The 3000-nt window shown below is 28.4% G+C and carries 3 protein-coding genes; 2 read left to right on the forward strand and 1 reads right to left on the reverse strand.

All coding sequences use genetic code 11. The features are described 5' to 3' along the window. Window positions 1-105: 105 nt before the first annotated feature. Both ACVCZW_RS00350 and ACVCZW_RS00355 read left to right on the forward strand, forming a co-directional pair. Entirely contained in the window at window positions 106-1023 is a 918-nt protein-coding gene (locus ACVCZW_RS00350; RefSeq protein WP_452231333.1) for a hypothetical protein, read from the forward strand. A gap of 223 nt (window positions 1024-1246) precedes the next feature. After that, window positions 1247-1972: a hypothetical protein gene (locus ACVCZW_RS00355; RefSeq protein WP_452231334.1), complete on the forward strand. Its 726-nt coding sequence runs from the start codon at window positions 1247-1249 to the stop codon at window positions 1970-1972. Between the two features lie 165 nt (window positions 1973-2137). Here the strand turns inward: ACVCZW_RS00355 and ACVCZW_RS00360 are convergent, their stop codons facing one another. Next, window positions 2138-2683 carry a hypothetical protein gene (locus ACVCZW_RS00360; protein WP_452230194.1) on the reverse strand — a complete coding sequence of 182 codons (546 nt, stop codon included), beginning with the start codon at window positions 2681-2683 and terminating at the stop codon, window positions 2138-2140. Between the last annotated feature and the right edge of the window lie 317 nt (window positions 2684-3000).

Genomic DNA, 3000 nt, shown 5'->3' on the forward strand with positions numbered 1-3000 from the left:
CTTACGAAAACCCTCGCGGATTTTCTATTCGGTTTTTATTTGCTAAATTTAGTGCTTAAACACGCAACAAACCATATACAAACACGTTGTATGTAATTAAAAAAAATGAGAATAACGACAATAATTTTAATGTTTTTTACATTCATTTTGAGTGCTCAAGAACAATCTGAAAAGGCAAAAGAATTTCTTAACGTTCTGAATTCTGACAAAGTAATCGCTGATTATTATGACAAATACCAGAACAAGATACTTGAATCAACAAATTTAGTTTTTGATGAATATGATTTGGACATAACAGATAGTGCTACTGTAAAAGAATATAATGCATCTATTGACAAGAACTTTAAGTTTTATATTCAAGAAGCAAAAGACAGAACTTTACATATATATTCTAACTATGAAAGTGGTCGATTAGATAAATTCATAAATCTAGCCAAAACAGAACCAGATTTTAACAAAGTGCTTGTTGAAACTAATTATTCAAAAATTGTTGAAAATATCATAAGAGAACATAGCGAATATGTTTCGCACGATATTCCATTTATAATTAAAGAAATAAAAGCTATTTCCAAGCCTTTAAAATTAAGATTAGTTATTGATAGCGATACAATATCAAACATCGAAAAAACTGATTTCAATTTAGAACTGATTACGAAAAACGAGAAATACAAAAGAATCCAAATTCTCAATAGAGAAAATTTGGAAATTAAAATACCTAAAGACATTGACTATGACGATTTGGAATATGTGATTTTAACTTATAATAATGAACGATATGATTTTTTCGAAAATCATTACGAAAACCTACCAAAAGAATTAAGAGCAGTTATGACCGATGAAGTAAAAGAATTACATAATCCGATTTCAAAGTATTGTTTCGAAAAGCTATTGTTTTGGGAAATAGTCATTGACAATGACCCAAAAAATAATCCTGATTATGAATTAATTAAAAAACCTGATGAGAACATCAAAGGGTTAATTAGTTTTAAAACTCGAAGTACAACAATTGGAAGAATAAAATAACTACATACAACACCGTATATAATTTATTGCTAGTTCTTGCCTGCTTACGAAAACCCTCGCGGATTTTCTATTCGGTTTTTATTTGCTAAATTTAGTGCTTAAACACGCAACAAACCATATACAAACACGTTAGCTGTAATTTGAGCGACGAAATCTGAAAATCAGAAAAATCCAATATATTTAAAAATAGAATTTTAACGATATACAGTATTGAATGAAAAAAATGGGATTAATAATTGGAATTATTATAGCAGTAATTATTTATGGTTTTTCTGGAAAAAAGAACAAAAAAGAAAAAGTTCATACAGAACAGACTCTAACCGTAAAGCAAGATGAAAGTAAAAATCCTACTTTTGATGAACAACTCAAAATCTTTGAATCGTTAGGTTATAAATTTAATAAACGACTTAAAGAACTTGTTTTTTTAGATGTAAAAAATAATTGGGGAATAGAAAATGTTGAACTAGAATTTAAAAAAAGACCTTTTGGAATGTTATATGTTTTTTCTGGCTTTTGGTCTAGTGAAATTGACAATTATTATTACACCGATGACTATATTTCTTATACTCTAGATTACTTGAGTACGAAAGGATACATTCAGTTTATGAATAGAATGGGAGTAATTACTAATGGAGAAATTAGTTTTAAAAATATCAATGTGTCTACCGATAAAAATGGTGTTGAATGGATTTCTTTTAAAGTAAATGGAATTGATAAAAAATGGAAACTCGAAAAGAAAAATTATATAGCTGATAGTTTTGTTCAAAGGTTTTCATATTTACCAGCAGAATTTAAAACTAAAGGAAAATACACATATTTTGACGCAGGAACTGAATGGTTTACAATTGATTATGCAACAAATAAGGAACAATTAGAATTTAACGAAAAAACAAATCTCAATAGAGAATGGTTAGGACAAGGAAATCATTTTTCTGAACCAAAAGATTAAAAACTACAGCTAACACCGTATATAATTAATGGCTGGTTTTAGCTTGCTTACGAAAATCTTTGCAGATTTTCTATTCGGTTTTAATTTGCTAAATTAGGTGCTTAAACACGCCACTAATCATATACAAACACGTTGGCATTCATTGTTACAAACGTCGTAACTTAATCAATCGTTTCTTTTTAAAACAGTCTCAATATAATTATGAGTGGTTAGATATTCTTCTTTAAGATTTCTAAGATATTTAATTATTTTGGTGTGATTAATATAGTTTGGATTCAAACAGTCTTTCAATTCATTATTAGTAACGATTAGTACCAAATACCAATGACCAGATCTGGATGTATGTGCTTCTTCAAGAATTGGGTTATTTCCTTTTGATTCAAGACTTGCATCAATCGCAATCGGAATCAAATTAATTGTTTTAGTCACTCTTTCTCTTTCGTAGAATGAAAGAAAATAAGTATTGTTGTCAATAGATAATGGAACATTCGATGCGACATCAATAAATCCTAAATCATACTTTGCATTAATAAATTTATAAAACTCATCAGCATCTTTAGGATCTTCAAAAACAAATCCATAATTACGTGGAAGGTCTCTTTTGAACCTTTTAGCTTTAACTAATTTATCAGTTTCAATATTAGGAGCTATCCTTATTGGAATACAAGAAAATATGAAAAGCGAAATAATAATGAAAAAGAGTTGACGCATTGTTAATGGTTTGTTTTAATCTATCAATAATTATGCCATCTAATGGCTTCAACGAAATGCCAACACCGTGTATATTTAATTGCTTGGTTCTCGCCTATTCGGAAAATCTTTGCAGATTTTCTATTCCGTTTTTATTTACTAAATTAGTAACTTACACACGCAACTAAGCATACACAAACACGTTATCTATAAGTTACTCACCAACAAAAATTATTGGAAAATCTATAAGTCTGAACTTCCAACAAGGGAATAATTACTCAGATGAATAATGTAATCTGAAAAACGTTACGGATTGGATTCTGTTTGATTTTATAAAC

This window comes from Lacinutrix sp. MEBiC02595 (assembly GCF_053601555.1).

Coding starts and splice junctions, on each gene's coding strand:
- ACVCZW_RS00355 (WP_452231334.1), top strand. CDS start 1,247: ATGGGATTAATAATTGGAATTATTATAGCAGTAATTATTTATGGTTTT.
- ACVCZW_RS00360 (WP_452230194.1), bottom strand. CDS start 2,683: ATGCGTCAACTCTTTTTCATTATTATTTCGCTTTTCATATTTTCTTGT.
- ACVCZW_RS00350 (WP_452231333.1), top strand. CDS start 106: ATGAGAATAACGACAATAATTTTAATGTTTTTTACATTCATTTTGAGT.